This is a genomic window from [Bacillus] enclensis, assembly GCF_001456935.1.
Taxonomy (GTDB): domain Bacteria; phylum Bacillota; class Bacilli; order Bacillales; family Bacillaceae_B; genus Rossellomorea; species Rossellomorea enclensis.
In genome coordinates, this window is sequence record NZ_KQ758482.1 from 154,994 (window position 1) to 177,167 (window position 22,174).

At 45.7% G+C, this 22,174-nt stretch carries 16 protein-coding genes and 1 pseudogene; 2 read left to right on the forward strand and 15 right to left on the reverse strand.

Annotated features, from left to right (window positions below; genetic code table 11):
- Positions 1-259 precede the first annotated feature (259 nt).
- Positions 260-1,039 (reverse strand): annotated as a pseudogene (locus AS034_RS00710) (SDR family oxidoreductase).
- A 152-nt stretch (positions 1,040-1,191) separates the two neighbouring features.
- On the opposite strand from AS034_RS00710, the gene AS034_RS00715 reads away from it, so the two are divergent.
- Positions 1,192-1,575, forward strand: a complete 384-nt coding sequence (locus AS034_RS00715) for a DUF2512 family protein (RefSeq protein WP_058297086.1) — start codon at positions 1,192-1,194, stop codon at positions 1,573-1,575.
- Positions 1,576-1,635: 60 nt separating this feature from the next.
- Here AS034_RS00715 and hflX read toward each other — a convergent pair whose 3' ends face one another.
- The 9 genes from hflX to AS034_RS00760 all read right to left on the reverse strand — a co-directional run bounded on the left by hflX (position 1,636) and on the right by AS034_RS00760 (position 13,303).
- Entirely contained in the window at positions 1,636-2,901 is a 1,266-nt protein-coding gene (gene hflX, locus AS034_RS00720) for a GTPase HflX (protein WP_058298049.1), read from the reverse strand.
- A 516-nt stretch (positions 2,902-3,417) separates the two neighbouring features.
- Positions 3,418-4,875, reverse strand: a complete 1,458-nt coding sequence (locus tag AS034_RS00725) for a CoA-acylating methylmalonate-semialdehyde dehydrogenase (protein ID WP_058297087.1) — start codon at positions 4,873-4,875, stop codon at positions 3,418-3,420.
- Positions 4,876-4,937: 62 nt separating this feature from the next.
- Positions 4,938-6,134, reverse strand: a complete 1,197-nt coding sequence (locus AS034_RS00730; RefSeq protein ID WP_058297088.1) for an iron-containing alcohol dehydrogenase — start codon at positions 6,132-6,134, stop codon at positions 4,938-4,940.
- A gap of 253 nt (positions 6,135-6,387) precedes the next feature.
- Positions 6,388-6,843 carry a CotY/CotZ family spore coat protein gene (locus AS034_RS00735; RefSeq protein WP_058297089.1) on the reverse strand — a complete coding sequence of 152 codons (456 nt, stop codon included), beginning with the start codon at positions 6,841-6,843 and terminating at the stop codon, positions 6,388-6,390.
- Between the two features lie 79 nt (positions 6,844-6,922).
- The gene (locus AS034_RS00740) at positions 6,923-7,936 is read right to left on the reverse strand and encodes a YheC/YheD family endospore coat-associated protein (protein ID WP_058297090.1); all 1,014 of its coding nucleotides are present in this window, start codon (positions 7,934-7,936) and stop codon (positions 6,923-6,925) included.
- Between the two features lie 12 nt (positions 7,937-7,948).
- Complete coding sequence (locus tag AS034_RS00745; RefSeq protein ID WP_082641590.1) at positions 7,949-9,175, reverse strand: ATP-grasp domain-containing protein; 1,227 nt, start codon at positions 9,173-9,175, stop codon at positions 7,949-7,951.
- A 147-nt stretch (positions 9,176-9,322) separates the two neighbouring features.
- A complete protein-coding gene (locus AS034_RS00750) occupies positions 9,323-10,594 on the reverse strand; it encodes a nucleotide sugar dehydrogenase (protein WP_058297092.1) in 1,272 nt (423 codons plus the stop codon).
- Positions 10,581-12,104: a glycosyltransferase family 2 protein gene (locus AS034_RS00755; RefSeq protein ID WP_272867391.1), complete on the reverse strand. Its 1,524-nt coding sequence runs from the start codon at positions 12,102-12,104 to the stop codon at positions 10,581-10,583. Before AS034_RS00755 ends, AS034_RS00750 begins: the two co-directional genes overlap by 14 nt.
- 128 nt (positions 12,105-12,232) lie before the next feature.
- Positions 12,233-13,303 (reverse strand): YheC/YheD family endospore coat-associated protein, encoded by a 1,071-nt coding sequence (locus AS034_RS00760; protein WP_058297094.1) that lies wholly within the window; start codon positions 13,301-13,303, stop codon positions 12,233-12,235.
- Positions 13,304-13,583: 280 nt separating this feature from the next.
- On the opposite strand from AS034_RS00760, the gene AS034_RS00765 reads away from it, so the two are divergent.
- Entirely contained in the window at positions 13,584-14,744 is a 1,161-nt protein-coding gene (locus AS034_RS00765) for a glycosyltransferase family 4 protein (RefSeq protein ID WP_058297095.1), read from the forward strand.
- Between the two features lie 98 nt (positions 14,745-14,842).
- On the opposite strand, the gene AS034_RS00770 is transcribed toward AS034_RS00765, so the two are convergent.
- The 5 genes from AS034_RS00770 to AS034_RS00790 form a co-directional block, all read right to left on the reverse strand.
- Complete coding sequence (locus tag AS034_RS00770) at positions 14,843-15,250, reverse strand: YceI family protein (protein ID WP_058297096.1); 408 nt, start codon at positions 15,248-15,250, stop codon at positions 14,843-14,845.
- 156 nt (positions 15,251-15,406) lie between these two features.
- Positions 15,407-16,141, reverse strand: coding sequence for a YheC/YheD family protein (locus AS034_RS00775; protein WP_058297097.1), 735 nt, complete (start codon positions 16,139-16,141; stop codon positions 15,407-15,409).
- A 188-nt stretch (positions 16,142-16,329) separates the two neighbouring features.
- Positions 16,330-17,709, reverse strand: coding sequence for a DUF2254 domain-containing protein (locus AS034_RS00780; protein WP_052011341.1), 1,380 nt, complete (start codon positions 17,707-17,709; stop codon positions 16,330-16,332).
- A gap of 415 nt (positions 17,710-18,124) precedes the next feature.
- Complete coding sequence (locus tag AS034_RS00785) at positions 18,125-18,634, reverse strand: mismatch-specific DNA-glycosylase (protein WP_058297098.1); 510 nt, start codon at positions 18,632-18,634, stop codon at positions 18,125-18,127.
- A 203-nt stretch (positions 18,635-18,837) separates the two neighbouring features.
- Positions 18,838-22,170, reverse strand: coding sequence for a GH36-type glycosyl hydrolase domain-containing protein (locus AS034_RS00790; RefSeq protein WP_058297099.1), 3,333 nt, complete (start codon positions 22,168-22,170; stop codon positions 18,838-18,840).
- Positions 22,171-22,174 lie beyond the last annotated feature (4 nt).

Below are 22,174 nucleotides of genomic sequence, written 5' to 3' on the forward strand. Positions count from 1 at the left end.
TGAAGGGTTTATGATCCATTCGACAAAAAATACGCTCCTTTTTGGAGATTTATGATCCATTCCTGGGAAATATGATTCATTTTGTAATTATATGATTTTTTAAGAATGATTCTATACAAAAACGCCATCATATCACCCTGCAAACCCAACATATCCGTCAACCGACAAAACTCCCTTTTCCTCAACATATTTCCCGGGCTATATTCGACATTCCCACTAAAAAAAGCCTGCTGAATAAATACTCAGCAGGCTGCCTTTATTATTTCCCTAAAAATCCTCCGTTCGATTCGATGACCTGTCCTGTCACCCATTGTGATTCAGCGCTTGCCAGAAATCGGATCAATTTGGCTGCATCTTCCGGAAGCCCGATTCGTCCCTGTGGGAACATCGGAAGAAATGCTTCCGCCAGGGCTTCATCGATCCATCCGGAATCAGTCGGCCCCGGATCAACCGAATTGACTGTAATTCCAAGGGGTGCCAAGCCTGTCGCAAGCGGCGCGGTGATGGCCTTCAGTGCTCCTTTTGTGGCAATGTAGGCTAGATTATCAGGGTCAGGTCCTCCTGAAACAAGATAAATGATCCTGCCCTCTCCGCCATCGGGATATTCTTGTTCAAATGCTTTTGCAAACTCCATCGACAGCATGAGGGTTCCCCGGTTGTTCACGTTGTAACGCTTATCCAATATGTCTGTGTCCAAGGTACGGAAGCTTGAAGGTGCACAGTATGTGGCGTTGTTAATCAGGATATGGGGGGTGCCGAGAGATTCACGGACGGCACCGATGATTCTGCCCGGCGTCAAATCATTTTCAAGGTCCGCCTCCATATGGGAGGCACGTACCCCCCTCTGCAATAACTTTTCCTTTAATTACTGAGGCCATTCCCTCTCCAGTCCGTTGCCCGCCGTTTCATCAAACGGTATCCAATGGGTGAAGAAGATATCCGCCCCCGCTTCAGCCAGCGCGAGGCAGATGGCTGTCCCGATTCCATTTGACCGGCTTGCCCCTGTGACGATGGCTGTTTTTCCTCGTAATGAGTTCATAGCGTTCCCCCTCCTTTTTTTGATTATATCAGTCTATTTGAGTTCCTCTAGCATTGTCATTTATTTAGCGTGTTACATAGAGCCATTTTCAATTTGTTTATCTTTCATCTCAGCGGGAAAAACAAAGCACGTCCCGAAGGAGGAGATATCATATGAAGCATGCAAAAGCGTTCGCCATTAAAGGAATCATGATCCTGGCTGTGTTTTCATTCGTTCTAAGCCTCGGGTTCCGTGTCTCTGCTGAAAGTACTGCGCTCATTGCCGTCCTGTTTGGAGCCGTCTCATATGGGCTCGGAGATCTGGCCTTTCTACATAAAACCAATAATGTCGTCACCTCCACAGCTGAATTGTTCATTGCCTTCATATTGGTCTGGGCAGTGATTTCCATGATTGAAGGATTGGACGCAGATGTCGCCCTGCCTTCTGCATTCATTTCAGCCCTCCTCATCGGTGTGGGGGAATATTTCTTTCATTTTTATATTTATAGACACAAGCTTGGGTCGGTGGACGATAGGTCCATTAATGTATCAGATTAATAGAACAGTTTAACAAAAAGGACTTTACGCAGCCGTAAAGTCCTTTTCTCTGTACTCTGTTTATTGAACCACATACTCCCTGTACTTCTCAAAATCCGAACTCCTGCATTCCATCGTCAGCTTTGTGCCGTTCTCTTCATATTCGGTATGAAGCACGTTTGCATGTTCATTGAAATAAGATATCAGTTGTCCCTGGCTGAACGGGATGAGCATGTCGCATTTCTTGTAGTCTTTAAAAATATGGCCTTTGATGACATCGATCAGCTCATCGATGCCTTTTCGCTGTTTCGCGGATAGATAGATCCTGTCGTTCACAACGCTTCCGACTGATTCTTCATCGACTAGTTCCGCCTTATTGAAGGCGTAGACCATCGGAATGCCTCCCACTCCGATATCATCAAGAGTTTTGTTCGTGACTTCCATCATTGTTTCATGATGGGGATCGGAATAATCCACCACCTGGACGATGAGATCTGCCTCTGCCACTTCCTCAAGCGTCGAGCGAAATGCCTTCACGAGATGGTGGGGCAGCTTGTTGACAAAACCGACGGTGTCGGTCAGCAGGAAAGACTTATTATCAGGAAGTGTGATGTTCCTGACTGACGTATCCAATGTGGCGAACAGCATATCTTTTTCAAAAACCTGCTTGTTTTCACCGGAATTGAATGTTTCCAGAAGGGCATTCATGGTCGTCGATTTCCCTGCGTTCGTGTATCCGACGAGTGAAACAACCGGGATACCGCTCTTCTTGCGCTGCTTCCGCTGAGTCTTCCTCAGATCAACTAGCGCTTCAAGCTCTTTGTTAAGTGCCGTGATATTGTCTTCGATGCGGCGGCGGTCGAGCTCAAGCTTTGTTTCACCTGCACCCCTGTTTGCAAGTCCGGATCCCCCTCCTTGACGTCCAAGTGATTCGCGCCTTCCGATCAGGCGTGGCAGCATGTATTGAAGCTGTGCCACTTCCACCTGCAGCTGAGCTTCCCTCGTCTGCGCGCGTTCTGCGAAAATATCGAGGATCAGCATGGTCCGGTCCATCACACGGATATCAAGTTTTTCTTCGAGCACCCGGATCTGTGACGGCGACAGCTCATCATTGGCGATGAGTACATCCGCTTCCATTTCTTCAATCAGAGGCAGAAGCTCATCGATTTTCCCTTTCCCGATATAATGCACATGATTCCTTTTCGGCAGGTTCTGCGTCATTTCTGCGAGGACATCAATGCGGCGGGCTTCGGCCAGCCCCTTCAATTCAAGCATATTGTATTCAAAATCTTCTCCCTTTTCCTTGGTGTTCACGCCAACGGCGATGGCTCTTAAACGTTCTTCCATCATCTATCTTCACTTCCCATTCTTTTTTTATATCGAAAAAAACACAGGCTGCTGCCTGTGCTTTAGCAAATGGATCCGTCAACCGGCCACGTGCAGCTGTTTTCAAAAGAAAACAACGGTCCGCGTCCTTTTCTTGCATGGGCCGGCATGACTTTAGGATACCCTTTTCACTACACGGTAAAACTCGCGGGAACCCGTTAAAAGTCCACTATTCAGTTCTATTTTCAAGACACGAAAAAAGAGGAGTCCTTCGCCCCCTCTTCTTCACCAACACGTTAAATGAAGTTTCCCTTAAAAATAGGCAGACCAATTCCATTTACCCTGCGCACAGGCAGAGCGTCCGAACATATTCAATTATCTGTTGGAATCGCGGAATCGTAGTCTGATTAAGATCAAAGGGAAAACCTCCATTTCTTGTAAGTTATGATTATCTTAACATAGATGACCGGGATTGAGAAGACCAATTTGAAGGCCCGTCCCCCATCGCTTTAAAGCGGTGAGGGACGGGCCTTCATTTTACCAGCGTGCGGTCATCATCTTGCGTCTTGTATAGAATTCGACTCCATCCGGTCCGTTGGCATGAAGGTCTCCGTAGAAGGAGTTTTTCCAGCCGGAGAACGGGAAGAATGCCATCGGTGCAGGCACCCCGATATTGACGCCGAGCATGCCGACTTCGATAAATTCACGGAAGTAGCGGACATCGCTCCCGTCTTTCGTGAACAGGCAGGCACCGTTTCCAAAGTCTGATTCATTGGTCAGGTTAATTGCGTCTTCCAGTGTATTCACACGGACGATCGAAAGAACGGGAGCAAAGATTTCATCTTTCCAGATTTTCATGGTGGATGTCACATTGTCAAAGATGGTCGGGCCGATGAAGTAGCCGTTTTCCTTGTACGCTTCATCCGTACGACCGTCACGTACCAATGTCGCCCCTTCTTCAACACCGCTCTCAATATAGCTTTCCGTCTTCTTTTTATGTTCATCGCGGATGACAGGACCCAGGAACACATCTTCATCCATCCCGTTGCCGATTTTAATCGCATCCGCCTGCTCGTTCAGCTTCTTGATCAGATTATCCGCAACATCTCCCACTGCGACTACAACAGAGCAGGCCATGCAGCGTTCACCGGCAGACCCGTATGCTGCAGCGATGATTTCTTTTACGGCAGCGTCAAGGTCGGCGTTCGGCATGACGATGGAGTGATTCTTCGCTCCTGCAAGTGCCTGGACCCGCTTGCCGTTCCCTGCAGCGGTTTTATAAATATACTCTGCCACCGGCTGCGAGCCGACAAATGAAATCGCCGGGACATCCTTATGTTCAAGAAGGCTATTCACGACGTCATGAGCACCGTGGACCACATTAAGCACGCCGTCCGGCAGGCCTGCCTCCTGGAACAGCTCTGCAAGGCGGTTGGCAAGGAGCGGCGTCCGCTCGGAAGGCTTCAGGACAAATGTATTTCCGCACGCAATCGCCAGCGGGAACATCCAGCATGGCACCATCATCGGGAAGTTGAACGGCGTGATGCCGCCGACCACACCGACGGGATAGCGGTACATGCCAGATTCAATATTCGTCGCGATATCAGGCAGCTGTTTCCCCATCATCAGGGTCGGGGCACCAGCTGCGAACTCCACGCATTCGATCCCGCGCTGTACTTCACCGTATGCTTCTTTAAAGCTTTTCCCGTTTTCCTCTGTGATTAATTTTGCAAGCTCGTCCCAATTCTCGACAAGCAGCTGCTGATATTTAAAGAGAATACGTGCACGTTTTGGCACCGGCGTCCTGCTCCATGATTTGTATGCTTCTTTAGCGGTATGCACCGCGTCATCCACGTCCTGCCTGGTTGAGATCGGAACCTGGGCCAGTTCTTCACCGGTAGCAGGATTCGGTACGGATTGGTAGTGGTCCGTCTTGGCATCCACCCATTTTCCGTTGATAAAGTTCTTCAAGGTATTAGTCGTTGCAGTCGCCATGAATGATTTCCCCTTTCGAGAGTTGTTTTCGGTTGATCAGTGATCCATGCTGATCCCATTTTTCACTTTACTTTTTCGTTTGAGGTGTACTGATAATCGTAGCAGTGGTGATACAGAGCTTCCAGTTCCGCTTTCGTCGGCACCCTCGGATTGTTTGCAGGGCTGCCGCTGATGAAGGCATCTTCCGTCATTTTTCCCACTGCATTAGTGAATGCCTCTTCCTCGATTCCCCATTCCTTAAGATTCGGGATGTTCAGCTTCCGGCAGAGCGCTTTGACCGAAGCCAGTGCATTTTCGGCACATTCCTCATTCGTCAGGGGCCCGCTGTCCTTCACGAATATCCGCCCTATATCAGCCAGGCGGTCGATGCAGTGGTCTTTGCTGAATTCCAGCACCGCCGGCAGCAGCATCGCATTCGAGTAGCCGTGCGGGACATGGAACAGTGCACCGATCGGGCGTGACATTCCATGAACCAGGCAGACGGAAGCATTGGAAAAAGCCATTCCTCCCTGCATGGCAGCAAGGCTCATTGCTTCCCGGGCATCAAGGTTCCCGCCATCATCATATGCCTTCAACAGATTGTCCGCAATCAGCTCGATGGCAGCAAGAGCTGCTGTGTCGGTCATCGGTTGGGCTCTCCTTGATAAATATGCTTCCACCGCATGGCTCAGCGCATCGACGCCGGTCGCAGCCGTCACGGTTTTGGGTGAGGAGACGGTCAGGAGCGGATCCACAATGGCGACGTCCGGCATAAAGGCCGGCTGCTTGATCATCATTTTCACGTCATCCTGCGTATTGGTGATGACCGTCACATCCGTCGCTTCCGAACCAGTACCCGCAGTCGTTGGGATGGCGATATGAGGGAGAGGTTTTTTATCAGCTAAAAACCTGCCACCCATATAATCCCCGATATACCCTCCATTCGAAGCAAGCACAGCAATTGCCTTGGCGGTATCGATGCAGCTCCCCCCTCCGAGTGATATGACCAGATCGCAGCGTTCCTCCTCGAGCATCGAGAGGGCCTCTGCAACATACCGGTCGGTCGGTTCAGACTCGACCCCAAGATAGACGGCGCTCGGAATCCCATGATCCTGTAAATACTGGCGGCACCGGCTGACATAGCCGAGCCCGTCCATGATTCCATCACTGATGATCAGGGCCTTTCCGCCCCGATCTGCCGCTTCCCGGCCGACATTCCCTAAAGCCTCCCGGCCGTAAAAAATCGTTTCCGGTACACGAAAAATTGCAAACTTCTCCACAGACCAGCACCCCTTTTATCGTTTGATAATAAGATAGGGTCTCTATGAAGTACATGCTTCCCAGGATGCGCAACCCGTCAGTAAAATCTAAATATTTAAACTATTCGTTTAGTATAACAGAAATTGTAACAGACGTCCCTTGTTAAGCTAAAGCATCGCCGCACAGGCATTTAACATGGTATAACGGCGAGGACCGATACCGAAGAAAACATTCCTCAAACGAAAAAACGCACCTTCGAGTAAAGGTACGTTTTCACCATTTCGGTTCAATGATTATTTTGCGTTTTAAAAGGTCGATATCGATGCACTGGATGGCACAAATACAGGTTACATCCACTTTGACGCAAGTGTCGGTTCTTTTCAACACAAGGATTTTACAGCAGGAGTGATCATTTTTTCCACAGATGCAAAGCGGGCGCAGCAGGGAGATTGTTGCACAACCGGATTTTCCATCGAGATCTTCAATGCGGAAATAGCTTGTTTTAAAAGACGCCGCTGTTCCACAAGGGTCCTTATCAACCCCCGTAAAGGTCAGCTTTCCATCCTCTGTGTATAAAGAAAAAGGAATCGTATCCACACCTACCAGCTTTGAGAACATTTTTCCAAAGTAAGGGATGTCCGCTTGGTTGATGAAATCCTGGACCTTCTTCAGTTCAGCCAGCGCTTTATGGATACATGTAGAATCAGCTTTGCCCTGTTCTTTTTCCAAGTCTCTCCCCCCCATCGTCTACATCATTATTCTATGGAAAGTAAGGTCTCAGGTGTATGAAATAGAGCAAAATGGACATTTATCCCTCCTTCTTCATTAAGTACGCACAATATGGAAGAAGCCTCTTCGCCACTTCAAATTCACGGTGTTTGCTGCCTGGCCTCCAATTCACTTCAAAGATCCACAATTTCAAATTTTCATCGATACCGACATCGATCCCCAGTTCATCAAATGAATGAGGATAAAGGCTGTCAAAATGTCTTGGGAAAGCATGTGCAAATGACTCAAGCTTCCCCCTTACCTCTTCCCAGTCCTGGCCGAATTCCGCTTTCAGGAAAGGCACCCAGTCACCACGGTACCCGCCGCTGCTTACATTGCTCACGAGCTTTCCAGTTCCGCTGATACGCGGGTAAATAAGATTGATCTCCCATCTCCCTCTTCCATTTCTCTGGACATGAATTCGTATATCATACGTCAACCCTGCGTTTGTCCTGCACAGGATGAATGGCTGAATCAGATAGCGGTTATCCAGCAGCAGCTGATGAATCCATACTTCCAATTCGTTTTGGCTGTATTTCTGAGAGGAGAGCCCTGCGGTTACTAAGTAGTGAGCGTCTTGTTGTTCAAGAAAATAAACATTCTTCCCTTTATTTCCCGACAATGGCTTGATGACAAGCTTTTGATATTGTTGAAAAAAAGCGGTCACCTCACCGAATCCCGTAAGTGGTAAGGAAGGGATAAGGTATGAGGCGTATTTTTTCTTGTTTTTAAGCTTGTGATAGACGGTCAATTTGTTGCCCACGGAATGACTGGTGAATATACAGTGTTTCTTTAATTCTTTTGTGACGATTGATTGCTCCTTCGTTTTCGGGTTGGACAAATTAATAATGACCTCGGGATAGTTTAGGTTCTTTCTTTTCCACTTTCCTTCCTGAAAGACCCATCCTTTGATCTTTTTATCCTTTTTATTTACGCCGCTGTAGGTAAAGTAGCAAAAATTGATGTCCTGCATCTTTGCGACGGCTGCGCATGCGTATGCCTTTTTCACCCGGTGAGGCTGAGAGCGGTGGTGCAGCATCCCTACCATTTTCATCTTCCATTCCCCCTAGAGAGGTTCTAAATAAAACTTCAATTCCTTTGCGGCATGCCTGGCAATGTCCTTTGCTTTTTGAATTGTTTCAGCGCTTGTAATAATGCAGGCATACCTCTCCCCCATTGATTTTGCCGGCATGACGATACTGCCTGGTTCAGGTGTTACATGCACGTATTCGACTCCATCGAGGCTCTGCGCCTTTTCTAATCCGCTTATATACAAAAGTCTTCCGGCCGTCTTCAGCGTTAAATACCTGGCATAGGTGGAGCGGGCAGGTACCGCATGGAAGTCAGGCACTTCCCCCAGCTGCATCTGCAAAAGTTCCTTCAAGGGATTGAGCCCAGTCCCCGTCTCGATAATCTTATTCATCCATCCCCCCGACATCCGCGGATTGATTTCAATAAGCTTCCAGGTGTTTTTAACGTTACGCATTTCGAGGTGGCAAGACCCCTGGCGAAGGCCGATGAGTTCGAGGATGTCACGGACGGCTTTCCTGAGGGAATTGGCCTCTTCACTGCTGATTTCTGCGGGGAAAGAGTATCCATTTATGATGAAGGATTCATTCCATTCCTGTTCGATGACTGCAATGATTGAAATTTCCCCTTTGTAAACTGCCACTTCGATCAAGTACTGCGGACCATCCAGGTATTCCTCTGCTAATACCGGCTGTTCTCCATACTTTTCAGAAAAAAACAATAACGCCTCTGCCATTTCCTCCTCTGTCTTCACAAGTTTTATATCCTTTGAACCGTTGGAGACCACGGGCTTAAGGATGAGAGGAAGCGCATGAACATGAGAACGGGAGAATTCGGTGAAGTTGCTAAGATTCTCAATCACTGAGAAAAAAGGGGAGGAATTCAATTCCTTCAGTTTTTTCCGAGTGTCAGCTTTGTTTTCTGCAAGTGACAGTGCATCTGATGAAAAATCCCCCAGTCCCAGCCCTTCTGAAATCCGGGCCGCATAGGACACAAAGGGATCTATGAAACTCATGCAGGCAGATACCTTGTTTCCACCGCTCTCTAAACTCTTTAGGAGGTGGAGCAGATCTTCTTTTTCAAAAAGATTCGGCATATAGATGATTTCATCCGCTTCAGGTATTTCCAACCGGTGACGGTCTGTAACCAAAACGGTATGGCAGCCCAGTTCTTTCGCCGTCCTTACGGCTTCCCTGCTTGTACCGGACTTTCTGCTTCCGAGAAATACAATCGTCTGCATCTCTTTCATTCCTTCTTGATTCAATATTACTTATTCTTATGAAAAAAGAAGTTGGGGTGACACAGAAAGCAGGCCATTCGGGGGAAAGCGAAGTCATCCACGGCAATCAATTAGCCCGATGATTAAAACCACCCTTATCAATAAGAGTGGTTTCATCGATTTACAGCCAATCTATAACAGAATGACCTTATTATTATTATTTACTTTTGTTACTCTGCGGGTATCCAATACCAAATTGGAGAATTGTACGATTTTTTCATAATCAAGGGAAGCGTGATCAGTATGAATGAGGGTAAGATTTGCTTGAGCGATGGTTTCAGGAGTTAACTCAACGGATTTCAGGGTGTGGGCATTCAACTTAATGGATGGAATGTACGGATCATGATAGTGAACGTCAGCTCCTTTGTCTTGAAGGAGTTTTATTATTTTCAAAGCCGAGGACTCTCGAACATCGTTCACATTCTTCTTGTAGGCCGTGCCTATCACAAGAATTTTCTTGCCGTTCAAAGAATGTCCTTCAGAATGCTCTTCGATTTTATTCACAATGTAGGAAGGCATTCTTTCATTTACTTGATGCGCCCATTTTATTAAATCAAGATCTATTTGATAGGTACCTGCTTTCCATAATAAATACATGGGATCGACAGGTATGCAATGTCCACCTATGCCGGGTCCGGGAAAATAAGGGGTAAAGCCAAAAGGTTTGGTACTTGCTGCGTCTATGACTTCCCAGAGGCTGATATCCATCTTCTCACATAAAAGGAGAAGTTCATTCATGAATGAGATATTGATCAACCGCTGGGAATTTTCCACCAGCTTGCTCATTTCGGCGACCTTGGGTGAGGATACAGGAACGACGGAATCAAAAATGGTTTCATACACTTCACTCGCCCGTTCTGTACATTCTTTCGTTACCCCTCCGACCAATTTTGGGATTTCATTTAACTGGTAGGAGGTATTACCAGGATCGATTCGTTCAGGAGAATAAGCAATAAAAAAATCTTTCCCGATCGTATAGCCTGAGGATTTAATTGCAGGACATATCACTTCTTCAGTGGTTCCTGGATAGGTGGAACTTTCAAGAATGATAAGCTGATCTTGCTGCAGATGTGGTATACAGTTGGAAAGTGCGCTTTTTAAAAAGCGTAAATCAGGCTGATGTTCCGGCGTTAACGGGGTCGGGATGCATAGAATCACTGTTTTCACTTGGGATATGACATCAAAAGCTGTACCCGGATGAAAGGAACCGTGCTCAAATAGGTCAGCAATCGCTTCATCCTTGTAATCACTCAAGTAACTTTTGTGCTGCAGCAAGCTGTCTATCTTGGATTGATCAATATCAATACCGTACACTTCCCAACCGCCTTTTATAAACAATTCTGCCAACGGCAGCCCAACGTACCCTAAACCTACTATTGCCACCGGGGCTTTATGTTGATTCATTTTCTTCCTCCTTTTTGCGAAGTTCATTGATCGCTTCAAATTTCTTCCCATCTGAGAATCCGCCTTTTTCGTGGGTATTTTCTATTAATAGATTAATAGCTTCCAGATGATCCCCAAAGAAGATTTCATCGCATATTACATCCTCTTCACACGTCTTGATTCTCTGTGGTGCGGAAACGTTAAAATTGGAGAGCAATGCCTTCACATAAGCTACCGGTGGTTTTAGCAAATCTTCTGGTTGAAGGTGATTCAGCACTCTACCGCTTAAGGCATGAGGATATTCTGTCAGGGAAAAATTAAGAAGGTCAGGTTTCTTCATTAAAATATTCAAACAATAATGAATGGAGGTTTTCGAACTCATAGGATAGTGTCCCAGTAAATATCCTTTGTCATTAAGAGCAAGGTCCGTGTTTCCCTCAACCGCTTTGTAAAAACGATTAATTTCCCGCGTAGAGAGTAAAAAATCCCCGTCCAAAAACAACACATTTTCACCTCTCACATGCTGCACGGCTATGAACCTTTCATAGTAAGTGCCCTCTGATCCAGATATCTTTATAACTTTCACTTTTTTATTCTTTTTCATTTCAGAATAAGAATCTATTGTCTGATCCGTCACGATGACAATCTCATTAACCTTAGCTGTTTCTAAGCGGGATATTAAGGAAGGTACGGATTTCCCCCTCCCTTTGGTGGTGACGATTACAGCGCTTCTTTTGCTTTTTGTCTTCCCAAGTGTGGGGGTTTCTTTGTTAACAGTTGATATTGCGGCATTTCTGTCATCAAGGAATCCCCCTCTTACTCCTTTTTGTCGGATTAAACAATGTAACCCTAAAACATGATCACCCAGGATTTCATCATGGGTGATAGCAAAAGGAGACGTCTTTGCCCTTATCCTGGCCCCGGGTCTGCGAGCATTTTTTCTTAACACATTAATGGCAATGGGGGATTCTACTTTCAGATCACTCATAAATGTTTTGGCAATGGCTACTCCCGTTTCCGCTAGATTCCACCAGCCTATTGTTTCCAGTGCTTTTCTATTCATGGCATGAGGAATTGATACGTAAGAATCTATATCATGTTCCTCTTTATTTAAAAATAAATTTAATCCTTTTCTCGCAACGGCTGTGCAGTGGGGTCTTCTCTTTTGTTTCAGCACGTATCTGAAATCATTTAAGGTAACATCCGCCCCCTCCTCGATCGCTTGAATGAATGGTTTAAGCTTGTCAGAAGATATGACTTGATCTCCATCAATGAATAGAAAAATATCCCCCTTCGCATAGTAAGCGCCAATTGCTCTTGGTACGTTCCTGCCGAGGGGATATGGATATTCAATCACTCTTCCACCAAGTTGTTTGACGATTTCTTTCGTATTGTCTCTAGACCCGTTATCGACAACGATTATTTCAAACGGTTTCAGTTTTGATACTTCTTTCATGATCCCACCGATCAGCTTCGCCTCATTTTTAGCAGGTATGATGATCGAGAGTTTATTTTCAGCCAATACAATCACCTCTCTTGTGATATTTTTATCTCAGTACAATTAAACCAAGTTATCTATTTCAGTTTATTTCTTCCCCATTTTCATGAAACGGCGCTTGTCCATTAAAAAAAGCCCCGATATGGCTTTTTTCTGTTTCTCTATGATTCTGATAAAAACTTTGCATATCCCACCGGGGCGAAATGAGTCTGCTTCCATTCTTCTTTCATTCCTGCATGCTTGTAGACGATTCTTAAATCCCTGCAGTTGCATTCAATAAACATGGGCACCCCATCATGGGTAATGCCTATATCAAGACCTACGTCAGCAATGTTCGGGATCTCCTGTGCCAGCTGCCCGGCGATCATAATGGATAATTTCTTGATATCCTCGCTTACCTGTTTTTGATTCAGATGCGGCAGGTCATCCAGTAATTCTTCTAATGAATGGCACGTTCCTCCCCGTGCTACATTCGTCAAATACCAGCCTTTTTGGGCGACTTTACCCGCCATTCCAGATACCTGCCAATTCCCGGTATCATTTCTCTGCACCGTTACCCTCATATCGAAGATCCCGCCCTTGCTTTTTGCAAGCGGAATTCTTTCTTGAATGATGAGATATGATTTATCGGCAAGCTTCTGTAATAGGGGCGGCCAATCAGTGGAGAAACACTGCTTCTTTAATGAATTATGTTCGCGGCTGGTTAGTTCCCATTCCTGATTATCTTTTTTCGTTAGTTTTACTACTCCGATCCCCAGCGTCCCGCTATTCGGTTTTATAATTAATTCAGGATATTTATCCATCATGCGTTTTAAATTACCCCTGCTCGCTTGAACCGTTTCCGGGAGATGTGGATGAAGTGTCTTATTCTTTCTAAGAATCTTATAGATGTTTAATTTCTTGTACCGATTATTTTCATTAAAGAAAGTGATTCCCTCTTTCTTAAGCTTTCTCATTTTCCTTCTCTGAGCTCTTTTCCCTGTGAATGTCCGGTTGTGGATAATTGCAGGCTTTTGAACTTTGCGGAGAATGTATTTTCCCTCGGCATTCTTCACATAAGCCATCACAGTATCTTCTCCCGGATTAATATCTTCAAAGCGGAAATAACACACTGTTAAATTGTAATGTTCACAGGCAGCCTCATAAAATGAAAGGTTTTCAAAGGAAGTTCTCCCTTTTGTAATTCTTTTATATATACCTGTCCCTACCATAATACCTAAATATGTGTCCAATGATTCTAATCCTCCTAATCAGTTATTTACTCTGTAAAAAAAGTAAAGATATTTCATGATGGTGATGATCAAATTCTTTATAACTACTCTATTCAGCGTTCAAAGGAATGGTATAGGCAATCGGCTGACTTAGGCCTTCCCGATGTTGGCTTTAAGAATGGTGAAATAGTGATGTGACCATTTTGAGCAACATCCCCCAAAAATGTGAATAGAATATGTAAAAATAAAGCTCCTCCTTCATTAACAGAACCAACTATGAAAACGAGAGAAGGTGAGAAAATTGACTTTAAAGAAACCAAAGGTGCTGATCATCACTCCCGGATCCTTTCCTATCCCCTCTCCACGTTCAAGTTCCGTAGAAACGGTGATTGATAGAGTCACCAATGCTTTACAAGAAAAAGTCGACTTTTATATAGCAGGCAAGAAGTCGCGGGGATTCTCCCGTATTGAACAGAATGGAAATATTCACTATTATCGCTGCCGCTTTAAGAATTGGCGGCATTATCTATTAAAGGTCCTCCCTTATATCAAAGAGATAAACCCTGATATCATTCAGGTTGAAAACAGACCAAAGTTCGCAGGTTTTCTCCGTAAAATCCTGCCACATCAAAAAATTTTTTTATCCCTTCACTCAACAGCCTTTATTTCTTCATCCGCTATACCCAAAAATGAGTTGATTCAGAGTATACATTCTTGCGACAAAGTGATTGTGAACAGTCACTTCTTGAAAGAGGTTGTCATCCAAAAGACTCAGTGTCCGAGTGAGAAGGTCGCAGTCAACCATTTAGGTGTAGATATTTCTCAATTCACATCAAAATGGGATTCTGACTTGATGGCTAATAGAGAGGTACTTAAAAGGAATGATCTTGAAGATAAGCAGATATTATTATTCGTAGGACGTCTTCGAAAAATGAAAGGAATTCATCATCTATTAAATATCTTGCCTTCCCTTATAAAAAAGCATCCTGACCTTTGCCTGGTGATCATCGGAAATGCTTTTTATTCAAGCAAGCGTAAAACAAACTATGTGCTGAATCTAGAAAAAACTGCGAAACAATTTCCCGGCCATGTTAAATTCATTCCATTTGTTCCCCACAGCGAAATACATCGCTGGTTCCAATCAGCAAGTATCGTTTACGTTCCATCGCAAGTAAAGGAAGCATTTGGATTAGTAAACGTTGAAGCAATGGCCTGCGGAGTCCCGGTCATCGCTTCAAGAGCAGGCGGTATGAAGGAAATCATCAAACATGGAAATACCGGCTACCTTATTGATTTAAACAATATCGAAGCAGAGCTTACTCATTATACAGAGAACCTTCTTACCGATCCCGGGAAACAGAAAGACCTCGGTATAAATGCCATTTCGTCTATCAACAGCCATTTTACCTGGGACCATTGTGCAAACCGTTTGTATGAATTGTATTTGGATGAATGGAAGTAAACATAGAACGATTTTCCACAAGAAAAAAAGCTGCCGGAATTTATCACGGCAGCTTTATGAAACGTATCATGTTTCTCTATTTCTCTTTAGCAACAGGATTAACAAGGTGCCCCAAAAATGACCGTTGCAGGTAAGCAAAATGGGTCAATACCTTCTGCTTCGATACATATTTCTTGATTTGCTTCATTGATGCTTAACGTAAACGTTACATCTGACGGCACACCCATAAGTGTCAGAGTTCCTTCAACGACAACGGTTAAGGTCTGATTCCCAGCTGCATCAATTGTACAGATTGGAAAACCGATTTCAGTTGATACGAAATCTGCTTCAATCTCCAGTCCAAAAACAGTAACTGTAAAAGCGCCAGTCACTGAGCTGCTGGCAGGTAAACACTCCGGACAAATATCTGCATTAAATTCGAAATTCAAAAAGAGCAGCGGCGATTCGCAATTCATTTCTCCGGATCCTGCAGCTGTAGCACGGCAATCACATAAGACCAATCCCATAAAAATCCCCCCTTTCGTAAGAAGATAAAGTATTATATGAATAACTCATAGATTTGCATGGACATATTTAATAGTGACTGAGAAAATAACCCGAATGAACTATACAGGAGTCATGTATTTTACTCGCCCCCCGGATAAACTGTGTACGAAGTACGATCATCCTTTTCTATACATCCTTATCTTTTCGTACACTGATTTATTTTTAAGAAACTTAAACATAGCAAGATCCGGACCGAGGTTTGCTTCAAGGATCGAGATATGCCCATCCTCCGTCAGCCCCACATCCAGCCCTATACGCCTTGCAGCTGGATAGTGTTCCTGTAAGATGTTTGCTGAGTTAAGACCAACTTCGTTCAATTTCTCTACTACTTTATTTGCATCCAACCCTCTTGCACCCGACTTTTCCAATGCCTCTTCGACAGTCATGACAGCTTTAGCATAATTCGTAACAAAATAACCTTTCGCCGCAACCCTAACGAGAATACCCGTGACTGCCCACTGATAAGAACTTTTTTTTCGCTGAACCAGCACTCTTATATCAAACGGACAACCATTAATGGTCGTCAAGGTGATTCTTTCTTGTATAATGTACCTTCTCTTCTTGAATAAATGATTTTTTTTCAAGGAAGAAAAGGCTTCCCCTTTGCTCTCAAACACAGTTTTAGTTAAACCTGACTGTATTTCAATGTTCGTCCCATTCAATAATCTAATTTGTACAACACCTATTCCTTTATATCCTCTGCATGGCTTCACGATGACGATGCCGAACCTGTCCAGATAGTCAGAAAAAGACTGCTCTGTCAATAAAGCCGTTGCCGGTAAATGAGGAGCGATTACAGAATGCTCTTTCATGAACTTGTATTTCGTATACTTTCCAATCGGACTACCCATCATAATTTACTCCTTTTCCTAATACTCTCTTAGTATCCTATGAAGATCAGGAGCAAATTCTTGTACGATAACCCACTAGTAGGCGTCCATAATAAAAACAGGTGCCTTCATTTTATATAAGGGGCACCTGTTTATTCGAGAACCTGTTCTATATTCATTACGCATGGGATCAATCGTCAATCTCCCGGTTAGCTCTTCATCATATTCATTAGTTTTTCGTAAGCCTCTTCGTTACCTGTGATATCGGCGATTTCCCACACGACATCCTGGAAGTGTTTAAGGTCCAAGTTATAGAGAAGCTTATGGTCAAACCCAGTGGCTGTATACTCTGTAAAGTTCCATATATGGTGGTGATCCTTTTTATCAATGGCAGTTGCAATTGATCTGATGACGCGCAGAAGTTCCCCGGTGATTACCGCGTCCTCTCTCGCGTAATGTCTGATAGACGCAAACCCGCGGTAGAGATAGTCATCGAAGTTTAAGTTTTTTAAAATGACTCGAAGGTTTCCTTCCTCATCTGTAAGATAGGGTGAAAATACTTCCATTTCCGATATATGAATAAGGAGGTCACCGATTTGATAGATAATATTCGTTGCTGTCTTTGGGTCATCATTCCCGAGTGCGCGTATGGCGATCTCCACAAATTTATTAATACTGAATTCTATATCCTGGACTTCCGTTTGATTCTTACCAACCTCAAACATACGGGTATAGCGCTCTTCATCAATTTCAAAGTCTGATGAAGGATGCCAGTACGTCATAAAAGGTGTCGACCGGAAGACGAAGCTACCGATGCGGTTATCAATCCGGATGATCAGATTGTCCTCGGCTGCCTGCCGGATCAGTGCATCAAAGTAGGTTTTCTGCAGATAGCCGGACTGTTTGGCATACATCTGCTTCCCCTCTCCGCCGGGGACCTGCATCTTTATACCATCGGGCTGCTTCGCTTTATGAGGCTTCAATTCATTAACCAGCGAGCTTTCAATGATATCGACGGATTCCAGCTTGATCTGCTCGGTCAGATTGGTGACCTGCAGCCAGTTGACGATATGGTTGATGAAAACAGCGAAGGTACTGATCGTGAGCAGAGCTGTGAACACAGCTCCAGATGGAATCAGACTGTATGCCTGAGCCGTATCTTCATTGATGAAAAACAAACAAAAAAGCACATATAGAAAGCTTCCGCTAAAAATCCCGAGCGTCCGCTGGGTCACTTTATTCATCATGAAGTTCTTAAGGATCCTCGGAGAGAACTGACTGGAAAATGTGGACAGCGCCCCGAGCACGCCGTAAAAAGTAAACGTGGTAAGCGATAAGATTCCTGCGGTCAGTGTACTCAGGATCGTCTTGGTCAACCCGTAGTCGACCTTTAAGAACGACGGCATCTCTTTGTACACATTCATTTTCAGATCCGCCCACAGTGTTATGAAGACGAGTATAAGGGAGAGAAGCGCATAAATCATGGGGGTCATCCACAAGTTGGAGTAAAGGACACTCCACTTTTCCCGCTTTGTCATCCTTGCAAATCGCTTCGCCTCCGAGGGCAGTTTTTTAAATATGTAATGCATTCCGGTCCCACCCTGTATAAAAGTATCCAGCTGAAAATGTTCAACTTTCCCGTAATCTTCCCTGATGGGGGCCTTCTTAAACTTCTGGAATACCCTTTATTTAAAAGAAGGAATCCGGCCGCAGCCGGGATTCCACTCTGGCGGATTATACAGTCGTGTTACATACTCCGTTTCTCAGGCAGGTTAATACACTGCCCAGCAAACCGAGAATCCAGCAGATAATGCTGCGAAGCCAATCCAAAATGCATGATGATCCAGGAAGAGCTGCTCCCATTGTTCCCCCCTCCTTTCTCTATGAAACTAGTAAATAAAATTCACCACTATCTATTCTATTAATCGTCCTTGATTGTTGTATAAACCCTTGTACCAGTCCTTTCGGAATTTAGGCCGGAATACCAACAAAAAAAAGACCGCCTTAGATAGAACGGTCCCCTTCGAGTAATTTTCGATAGATTGCTGAAATTTCATCTACTTTCATCCGTACCAGTCCGCTTGATGAAGGTGCTACAAAATCGCGTACCCCGGGTACCGTCGATTCTTCCTGCCATCCCCACGGTACCTTCTTCTTTCCTGAAAACTGCTGATAGACGCCTTTGCCAACGAAGCATGCGATCCGGGGTCTATACGTTTCCAGTTTTTCTTTTAATAGAATCCTTCCTTCCCGGTATTCTTCCTTCGTTATCTCAGAAGCGTCCTTGGTCGGTCTTTCTACGATATTCGTCAATCCATATCCAAGCTCCAGCAGACTGCTGTCTTCCTCCGTTTGATAGAGCCTGGGCGTCAGGCCCGACTGATAAAGGATCTTCCAGAAGCGGTTTGTAGGATTCGCATAATGATGCCCCGTTTCACTCGAGCGGATACTCGGATTGAACCCGATGAATACAATGTCAAGGCCGTGTTCCAGGTGATCCGGAATGGTGTCCATGAGCATTACCACCTTTTTGTATTTTCTATCCTCCATGATAACCGAGACTCCGGCCCAATCAAAGTTTGTAACCTCGGGCCATCTCAAGAGGGCACGTCAGAGGGTCCGGTGTGCAGCGCTTTGCCGTGTTGAAACCCAGTCGCTGACACCCTGGAGAACGAAAGAAAACCCGCTTCCGGACGGAGGCAGGTTTTCTGGAAATATCACAGATGAATTTCGATTGTGCTGGTTTCGCCTGTAAGCAGTTTTTCAAGTTCGGTTTGGGTAATTTTCACTCCGCCTTCACGGTATCGGTTGGATACAGGGATGGCAGACGCTTCCTGACCGTTGATCACTACACGCATTCCGTCATGGCTCCCCAGGTGATAGACGAAAGTCACCGGCTTGTGCTGGAATGTGAAATCGAATCTCATGCCGTCAAGATCTTCCGGCAGAACCGGGTCGATCACGAGGTCCCCATCTTCCTGGCGGATTCCCAGTGCATTTGAAATCAATTGATTCATATAAATCCCCGGTCCGCTTGAATAGATTCTCCAGCCGCCTTTGACCGACACGGAACCGTCACGCAGTTCACCAAAACGCTCCTGTGCTTCGTACCTCGTATTGAATTTTCCATCAGAAGAGCTGAAATACACATTGCTCTGACGGCGTTCCGCGTTCGGCACGGCCTCTTTCAGGCCGACCGGATTGATGATTTCGAGGCCTTTCCATACTTCATCCGTATACCCGAGCTTCGCCATCGCTTCCACAAAGCGGATGTGGGCATGGACGTATTGAAGGCCGATTTCACGTCCGAAGTTCGAGGCCTGTTCGGCACGCTTGAAGTGGGTGCTGACCCCGCCTTTATACTTCGCCGGGCGGTTCATCAGGCGGACCCCGTCCGGACAGTATAAGTGTTCCTTCACCAATTCATAATGCGCTGCTGCCTGTTCAGGTGTGAACAGCTCAGAGATGATGCTGCGGTTCATCGGCAGCAAACGGTAATGTATGCCGGTTTTTGTATCCTTCGGATGAACCATGAATTCGGGTTTCCCCGCTTCTTCCATATACACGAATCCAGGGATGACGTCATCCTGGAGGATATACTTGTTGAAATCCTGCTGGATGCCCTCCGCAAGGGCTTTGAACTCCTCTGCCTCCTCCTCTAAAACTCCTTGGAGCACGGAGGAAAGCTTCCCGATCACTTGATAGGTCAGCGCGACCGTCCAGCTGCTTGCCATGTATTTTTTCAGATTGGCGTTCGCCGGCTGAAGCGTATCGTCCCAGTCCCCGTCGCCGTAGGAAGACAGGAACGTATCATGCAGGAAGTTTTCCTTGATATAGGAAAGCTCTTTCCTGATATGATCGAGAAGAGTCGCTTTCCCTTCAGTGAAACCGAATCCTTCCCGCTCTGTAAAAGGAATCTCTTCCTGTAGAATTCCGTAGTCATTCGTCGCCGCGAGATAGTCGCTTACCACTTTCAGCGGCCAGACGATGATATCCCCGTGGCTGTCATCCTGCTGGAATTTATAATACTTGTCAAACATGAACCATTGCGGCCAGTTGCCGTCATCTTCATATTGATGCGCATAAACGGTTTTGATGATTTCCTTCACGGACTCATAGTTCTGTGTCGCCATGAAATATTCGGTCGGACCCTGACACACATCGCGGGTTCCCCAGGCTGCCCCTCCGTATTGTTCCAACCCGTGCGGAACGGAGTAGTGGACCAGCATATTGTGAGTGTACCACCAGGCGAGCGCATTCACTTTTTGAAGGGATGCCGGTGTGGATTCATTGGTGGAAAGTTTGAAGCCGTTCATGACACCTCTATAGTATTCACGGTACTTCTCGATTTCTTCATTGAGATCGCGCTTCACGAAATCGCGCTCTTCCCCGTTCAACAGACCCTGGACGGTCAGATTCCATTCTGCGGACGCACTTACTTCCATCACAACGAGGGAAGCAGCACCTTGTTCAACACCGCCCGCAAGCTTCTCTTCACGGCCGGTTTCCATATCCGCACCGTCGATTTTCAACCTGTAGCAAAGATGCGGAAACGTTTGACTGCTGTCCGCTTTCGGATCGGCAGTGATCGTCAGGATTCCGTCTTCCTGCTTCAGGTTGAAGCCTTTTTCATATTCATTGTTATTCATCGTCACCTGATTCGTCACGATATAACGGTACGATTTGCCGTTTCGTGATTTCACGTTCAGCTGCACTTCCGGTGAATCGACCACGGTATAATTTGAAATGACGATCATATCGTCCTCAGTCTTATAGTACCAGCGTGCGTAATTGAAGCCGATTTCGAACAGGGATGGCATCGTCAGCAGCCGGTACTCGCCGTCCACTTCTATATAGATGCGCTGCCCCGATGTTTTAGGCACATTCAAATGACTGCGCTGGTTCGTCAACATTTTATTAAACGACGTATTCCCGACCACAAGCTGCGAGTTGAACAATCCGTACATGAAGGAGGTTGTCGTAATCGTATCTGCTTTCATGCGGTGGTTTTCACCCGACATCAAAATATGACCGTGCGGCCGCTCCACCATCAATTCCTTTTCTTTCAAGACGACATGCTCATGTGTATCCGTGAAGAATGACAACAGGCGATCGCCTTCCCGCTCCTCATTGTGACGGTCTCCAAACAGTTCTTTTATTTCGGTTTCATTCATAGAGAGCGTTTGGAGGGGCTTGCCGAATCCCGGTTTCATTTTCACATATTCACCGGCACCCTTATATTCAGTTCCCCCGGCCTGCGCCTCTTCCCATGCCGCTTCGATTTCGTCCTGGAATTCTAATTCTTCAATCGCTCCAGCATGATCTTCCTTGAAGACCCCATAGAAGGTAAATCTCTGTTTGCCTTTTAGTATTGCCTTTCGGGACTGCAGGGCCGTATAGGCGAATTCATACTGATAGATTTCATTTGCCAGCGATTCTTTTGTCAAGACTTCAGGTCTATCTGTTTCTTTATAAGACAATCCGTAAAATTGGAACCCGTCCGTTGAATAGCCTGCCGCTTTTCCGAGCGAACCCTGCTGAAGATAAGGGAATCCGCTTGACTGCGGCTGATTCTGTCTCGAGCAGACCACATATCCTCTGTCTTCATTCTTAAACACGCGATGATCGATATACTGGGACATATAGGCTTCATTTGAACGGACGGCCCCCCTGTCGGCAAGTCCCAGATCCTGTCCGTAAATGACATCGACCTCTATTCCATCTCCTTCAACCTCGGCATCCCAGAACCAGATACCGCGGTCCGTCAATGTGAACGTCACTTCGTAGGCCGCGCCTTCGAAAGAACCGCTCCATTTCACGTGGGAATCAGCCCATTCCACCTTGCTTCCTGATTTGACCCCGATCATCGGCTTGAATGTGATGCCATTATCCCCATGAATGCGAAGATACAGATTGTTCATCGACCCATCGATCGGGTTGGCCATCAATCCATTCACCATGATGTCTTTATGTGTAAGGGCAAATAAGTCGCCGCCCGGTAAAAAAGTAAATGTCAGATCTCCTGCTGAGAGTACAACGTTTGTATTCATTTCT